This window comes from Aquirufa salirivi (genome assembly GCF_045310485.1).
Taxonomy (GTDB): domain Bacteria; phylum Bacteroidota; class Bacteroidia; order Cytophagales; family Spirosomataceae; genus Aquirufa; species Aquirufa salirivi.
Window position 1 is genome coordinate 1 of sequence record NZ_JBEWZH010000013.1, and the last position, 7,937, is coordinate 7,937.

The 7,937-nt window shown below is 42.8% G+C and carries 1 protein-coding gene; it reads left to right on the top strand.

Going from position 1 to position 7,937, the window contains the following annotated elements:
• A partial coding sequence (locus tag U0R11_RS13450; RefSeq protein ID WP_406752329.1) for a beta strand repeat-containing protein occupies positions 1-7,937 on the top strand: 7,937 nt, incomplete at both ends.

A 7,937-nucleotide genomic window follows, 5' to 3' on the forward strand; every position in this document is an offset into this window, starting at 1 on the left:
ATGGCACTGCCTTCACAGGAACGAATACCTTAACGGCACTAGATGTTTATGGAAATACCGTAACGAACTTCAATGCATCCGGCAATAATATTACGGTAACGACTACTTTAACAGGAGCGATCACTGGCTTATCGGGCACTAATAAATTATCAGGAACAGATGATTTTGTCAGTGGCGTGGCCAATTTAACTTCATTAGGTTTAACATTTGCGGGTACCACAGGAACTGGAACATTTACTTTTGCACCCGCCTCTGGAACCAGCATAACTTCTGGTAACGTAACATTTAGTCCGGGTGCTGCTACCCGAATGATTGTAACAGGATCTACTACTGGAACAGCTGGACAAGCTCAAACGGTTACTTTAACAGCTAAAGATGCCAGTGGAAATACCGTAACAAGTTACGCAGGTGACAAGTCCATCGTATTTACAGGTGCAATTTTAAGTGCAAATCCATCGGTATCTCCAACGGTAACGGATAAGAATTCGGCAGCAATTAATTTTGGAACAGCAGCTACTATTACCTTCACCAATGGGGTGGCAACAACCAGTATGATTTTATATCGTGCGGAAGTAGCCAGCATCGTAGCTACTCAGGGCGGAGTAACTTCAACTGGCTCAGACCGATTAATTACTACATATTCTGCGAGTACCTTATCTAAGTTTGCGGTTTCATTAAGCAATTCTCAGATTTCAGGAACTGCATTCACAGGGACTAACACATTAACGGCACAAGATTTCTGGGGTAATACAGTGACTTCCTTTGATGCTAGTGCAAATAATGTAACGGCTTCTACCAGCTTGACAGGAGCTATCACAGGATTATCAGGTACCAATAAATTAACAGGTGCAGGCGATTTTGTCAGTGGTGTAGCAAATTTAACTTCGACATTAATCTTTACAGGAACAGCTGGAACGGGTACATTCTCCTTTGCATCTACTACCGGAGGAGCAACGGGAACAAGTTCAAACGTTACCATGGTAGGTGGTGCAGCTACGAAATTACGTATTACGGGTAGTGCTACAGAAACAGCTGGTGCAGCTCAAAGTATAACGATTACAGCCTTAGATGCCAATGGAAATACCGCAGTGGCTTATTCTGGAAATAAGAGCTTAACTTTCTCTGGTGCCAATCCATCCTTAGCCCCAGCAACCAATCCAACTGTTGCAGGTGTAGATTTTGGAACTAGTACGAGCATTACTTTTGCTAGTGGTACTGCCAGTGTGAATTTAGTATTGTTCAAAGCTGAAAATGCTTTGGTAGCGGTTACTGATGGTACTATTTCTGCGACTGGATCAGATCGATTAAGTGTTACAGTGGCATCATCGAGTTATAGTAAGTTGGCCGTAACATTGGCCAGTCCTCAAAGTAGCGGGGTAGCCTTTACAGGAACTAATAACTTAACAGCCCAAGATGATTATGGTAATGCAGTGACCACATTCAATGCTTCATCAAATAATATCACGGTAAGTACCAGTTTAACGGGAACTATTTCTGGATTATCAGGTACCAACAAATTGACCTCATCTGGTGACTTTGTGAATGGAGTGGCTAATTTGACTTCTGCATTAATCTTTACAGGAAATGCAGGAACAGGTACATTTACCTTTAGTCCAGTTTCAGGTACAGCTGCGACATCTAGCAATGTTACAATCGGTTCTGGTACGGCTACTAAATTAATTATTACAGGAGTTTCATCTACACAAACCGCTGGGGCTACTCAAACCATTACCTTAACAGCGAAAGATGCTAGTGGAAACACAGCTACAACGTATACAGGGACTAAATCGATCACCTTCTCTGGTGCTAATGCATCTGGCAATCCAGCGACTAACCCAACGGTGGCTGGAACAAATGTTGGTTCTGCAACAAGCGTGAGCTTCTCGAATGGGGTAGCTACGGCTAGTCTTGCCTTGTTCAAAGCAGAAACCCTTGATTTGGCAGCTACCGACGGCAGTATTTCTGCCGCTGGATCAGATCGATTCAATGTAACAGTAAGTGCTTCCAGCTATACCAAATTAGTGGCAAGTTTGGCAGGTACGCAGACGAATGGCACAGCCTTTACAGGCACGAATACCTTGACAGCGCAAGATGCTTATGGTAATACCGTAACTTCTTTTGCTGCCAACACGAATAACGTAACAGTAACAACGAGTTTGACAGGAGCAATCACAGGTTTAGGGTCTGGAGTAAACAACGTATTGAATCAAGCGGGAGATTTTAGCAGTGGCGTAGCCAATTTAACCAGTTTAGGCTTGACCTTTACCGGTACTTCTGGAACAGGTACATTTACCTTTACTCCTGCCACAGGTACTGCGGCTACAAGTGCTAACGTAACTGTCACCCCAGGTACCTTGAGTCGATTAGTGATCACGGGTACAGGTAGTGTGACGGCAGGTGATACACAAACCATTACTTTACGTGCCAAAGATGCTAGTGGTAATGTGGTGACAACTTATACTGGGGATAAGTCCTTGACTTTCTCAGGAGCAAATCAAACGAATTCTCCTGTGGTGAATCCTACAGTGAGTGATAAAACAAGTGCTCATGTAAACTTTGGAACAGCTACCACCATCACCTTTAGCAATGGCGAGGCTACAGCATCCATGAAATTATATAAGGCTGAATCTGCCCTTATTGTAGCTACTGATGGTGCCTTAGCATCTTCAGGAGCAGACCGTTTGGGTGTAACAGTGGGATATGGTAGTTTAAGTAAATTTGCAGTCAATTTGACTTCTCCACAGGTTAATGCTTCAGCCTTTACAGGTACCAATGAAATCATTGCCCAAGATGCATACAGCAACGCTGTTTTGAATTTCAATGCGAGTTCAAACAATGTAACGGTATCTACCAGTTTAACAGGAGCAATCAGTGGTTTAAGTGGAACCAATAAATTGACAAGTGCTGGTGATTTTGTAAGTGGTGTAGCCAACATATCAACGAATTTAATTTTTACAGGAACATCTGGTGCTGGAACATTTACAGCTTTAGCTGCCACGGGTGGTGCTACTGGTACAAGCTCGTCCATCACGATTTCAAGCAGTGCCGCAACTAAATTAATTATTACAGGTACAGGAACTGGCACAGCAGGTTCTGCACAAACGATTACGATCACTGCCAAAGATGCAAGTGGTAATACGGCAACAGGATACACAGGGACTAAGAGTTTAACCTTCTCAGGAGCAGCTAGTTCTTCTTCTCCAGTTACTGCGCCAACGGTAGCAGGTACTAATGTAGGTTCGGCTACGAACATTAGCTTCTCCAACGGGGTGGCTACGGCTAGTTTAGTATTATACAAAGCAGAAAGCGCTACGATTGCTGCAACAGATGGCTCTATTGTAGCTGCTGGCTCAGACCGCTTATCAGTTACCGTTTCAGAATCTACATTTACGAAATTAGCTGTTAGTTTAACCAGTCCACAGTCGAATGGTTCAGCCTTTACAGGTACCAATACCCTAACAGCACAAGATGCTTATGGTAATACCGTAACAAGCTTTACCGCTTCTACGAATAATATTACAGTGACCAAAACATTAACAGGTACCATTACAGGTTTAAGTGGTGGGGCTGTATTAAATTCCATTAGCGATTTTGTGAGTGGTGTGGCTAATTTAACGGCCAAGTTAAACTTCACGGGTACCATTGGAACAGGTACATTTACCTTTACCCCTGCTACAGGAACTGCTGTAACGAGTGCTAATGTGGTTATTAACTCAGGAACAGCTACTAAATTAGTGATTACAGCTACGCCGGGTGCTATTACAGCTGGAACTACAAAATCGGTTACTATTACGGCACAAGATGCTAGTGGGAATACGGTAAGCACCTATGCAGGAGATAAAAATTTAGTATTCTCCACATCCACTACTCCTTCAAGAGTACCTACTGCAAGCAATAAGAATGCTGTTGATATAGATTTTGGATTGACTACGGTGGTAACCTTTGTCAATGGTGTTGGAACTAGTACATTAAAAGGTTACAAATCTGAACTCACTACCGTAAGTGTAACAGATGGAACGATTAGTTCAAGTGGTGGAGGTAATTTACCATTGGATATTACCCCAGGAGCATTTAATAAATTGGCGGTAAGTTTAGCTAGTCCGCAAACATCTGGAACTGCCTTTGTTGGCGTTAATACGCTAACCGCTCAGGATGAATTTGGCAATACAGTAAATTTAGATGCTTCGGCAATTAATGTGACCGTTACCAATAGTCTAGGTGGAAGCATCACAGGTTTATCTGGTACCAATAAATTAAGCAATGCCAACGACTTTGTCAGTGGTGTGGCTAACTTGACAAGTTTAGGGCTAACCTACACAGGTACTTCAGGAACAGGTACATTTACCTTTACTCCTGCATCAGGAACTGCGATCACAAGTAGTAACGTAACGATAAATCCAGGTACCGTTAGCCGACTTGAAATTACTGGAACTGGAACGCTAACAGCGGGTGGTTCTCAAACCATCACCTTACGCGCTAAAGACGCAAGTGGAAACATTGTACCTTCTTATACAGGAGATAAATCCATTGTTTTCTCTGGAGCACTTTCATCAACGAGTCCTTTCGTGAATCCTACGGTAACGGATAAGAATAGTTCTGAGGTGAATTTTGGTACAGCTACGATCATCACATTTACAAATGGCATAGCAAGTGCAAGCATGAAACTTTACCGAGCAGAAACTGCGACCATTGTGGCTACACAAGGAGCCTTGGTATCTAGTGGTGGAGATCGCCTCAGTGTAGTGGTATCCCCAGCGAGCTTAAATAAGTTTGCGGTTGCTTTGTCTACGCCTCAAAGTAGCGGGCAAGCATTTACCTCAACTAATATTGTTACAGCTCAAGATGCTTATGGTAATACGGTTACGAGCTTTGATGCTAGTGCTAATAATGTCACTGTCACGACTAGTTTGACAGGAAGTATTTCTGGATTATCTGGAACCAATAAATTAACAGGTGCAGGCAACTTTGTCAGTGGGGTGGCTAACTTGACAAGTTTAGGGCTAACCTACACAGGTACTTCTGGAACAGGAACATTTACCTTTGCATCAGCTACTGGGGGTGCTTCAGGAACAAGCTCTAATATAGCTATTAGTGGAGGTACTGCAACTAAATTAGTTGTTACAGGTAATGCTACCCAAACAGCAGGTGCATCACAAAGTATTACCATAACAGCACAAGACGCCAATGGAAATACGGCTTCGGCATATACAGGAGTGAAGAGCATAACATTCTCTGGAGCTACTAGTTCTCCGAGTCCTGCGACTAATCCTACCATCAGTGGAGTTAACTTTGGCACAGCCATGAACGTGACCTTTACCAATGGTGTGGCTACAGCCAATATGATCTTATTTAATGTAGAAAGTGCTATTGTTTCCGCAACAGATGCCAGTATTTCATCTACTGGTTCTGACCGATTAACGGTAACCGTTTCTGCTGCAGCCTTCTCTAAATTGAGTGTAAGTTTAGCGAGTACTCAATCAAATGGGCTAGCATTTACGGGTACAAATACCTTAACCGCACTTGATGCTTATGGAAATACAGTAACTGGATTTAATGCCAGCGCTAATCCAATTACCATGACTAGCACATTGACTGGTAGCATAACGGGTTATACAGCCAATGTCATGAACCAGGTGGGTAATTTCACGAACGGAGTGGCTAATTTGACTTCTAATTTAGTATTCACGGGAACAGTAGGAACAGGTACATTTACCTTTACTCCTCAGTCTGGAACGGCCATTACTTCTGGCAATGTAACGATCAATGCTGGAGCAGCTACTAAATTATTCATTACTGGATCTGGTACTCAAACAGCAGGTGCTTCTCAAACAATCACGATTACAGCGAAAGATGCAAGTGGCAACACCGCCTTGTCTTACGCAGGTGATAAGACTTTAACTTTCTCTGGAGCGAGCAGCTCAGCTAATCCAGTGACAGCAGCTACAGCCACAAATAAAAATAGTGTGGCTACCAATCTGGGTTCAAACACAGTAGTCACATTTACGAATGGAGTTGCTAGCGCAGATTTGAAAGTTTATAAAGCAGAAAGCGCTGAAATTCAAGTGTCAGATGGTACCATTAATTCAACTGTAGGTGGTAGTCTACCAATCACAGTTAGTCCTGCTAGCTTCTCAAAATTAGCCGTAAGTCTAGTTGGTTCTCAAGCCAATGGAGTAGCCTTTACAGGTAGCAATACTTTGACAGCTTTGGATGCTTATGGTAATACAGTAACAGGATTTAATGCTTCTGGAAATAACATTACTGTAAGCACTACTTTAACAGGTAGTATCACTGGATTATCTGGAACAAATATATTGAACAGTGCTGGAGACTTTAGCAGTGGTGTTGCTAATTTGTCTAGTTTAGGAATGAAGTTTACAGGAACAGTAGGCTCAGGTACGTTTACCTTTACACCTGCTAGTGGAACTGCGGTAACATCTGGAAATGTGTCCATCGGTTCTGGTGTCGCTACTCGTTTGGTCGTAACAGGAAGTGCAACACAAACAGCTGGAGGTACACAGACCATAACCATTACGGCTAAAGATGCTAATGGTAACACCGTGACATCGTACACAGGTGATCATGCATTGACCATTTCTGGTGCTTTGGATTCAAGTAACCCAATTGTTCACCCTACGGTTATTGATAAAAATTCAGTAGAACAAGATATTCATACGGGAGCCACTTTGACATTTACGAATGGAGTAGCAACGACTACCTTGGCACTTTACACAGCTGAAGTGGCTAACATCGTTGTGAGTGATGGAAGTATCAGTGCTGCTGGAGCAGATCGCTTGACGGTAACAGTTAGTCCAAGTACTTTCAGCAAACTAGTAGTTAGTTTAAGTTCTCCTCAAGCAAACCAAGTAGCCTTTACCGGTACAAATACCCTAACGGCACAAGATGCTTATGGTAATACAGTGACTAGCTTTAATGCTTCCACCAATAATGTAACGGTTACCACGGCATTAACAGGAACCATTTCCGGATTATCAGGAACCAATAAATTAACGAGTGGTAGTGATTTCGTGAGCGGGGTAGCTAATTTAACTAGCCTTGGATTGAAATACGCTGGAACAATTGGTTCTGGTACATTTACCTTTACTCCGGCTACAGGTACTGCAGCAGTAAGTACTAGTATTACGATGAATGCAGGGGCTGCTGATCACATCATGCTCGTTGGATCTGAAACTCAAACGGCTGGCACTTCTCAATCAATTACTATTCGTGTGGTAGATGCGAATCATAATACAGTGACCTCTTATGCAGGTACTAAGACATTGGTATTCTCAGGAGCGAACAGCTCTTCAAGCCCAGTTACGGCCCCTACCGTTAATGCAACTGCATTTGGTTCTAATACTTCAGTCGTGTTTACTTCTGGTATAGCCACTGTTTCATTAACATTGTACAAAGCGGAAAATGCGGTAGTACAAGTAACGGATGGAACTTTGCTTGGTGTAGGAAATCACCATGAATTACCAGTGACTGTTTCTGCTACTACTTTCAATAAATTAGCCGTTAGTTTAGCCAGTCCACAAAATAGTGGTTTAGCCTTTACAGGTACAAATACCTTACAAGCTTTGGATGCTTATGGTAACCTAGTGACAACCTTTAATGCAGCTGGAAATAACGTAACTGTTACTGTCAATACCTTGACGGGTTCTGTATCTGGTTTATCAGGAACCAACATATTGAATGCAGGTATTGACTTCTCTGGTGGTGTAGCGAATTTGACCAGTCTTGGCTTAATATATTCAGGAACTACCGGAACAGGAACCTTCACGTTCACTCCAGCCACAGGAACAGCCGTAACGAGTGCGAATGTAACGATAGGCGCAGGTTCTGCTAGCAAGTTCATCATTACAGGAACAGGTACACAAACAGCAGGAGCTAGCCAAAACATTACGATTACCGCCAAAGATGCGAGTGGCAACACA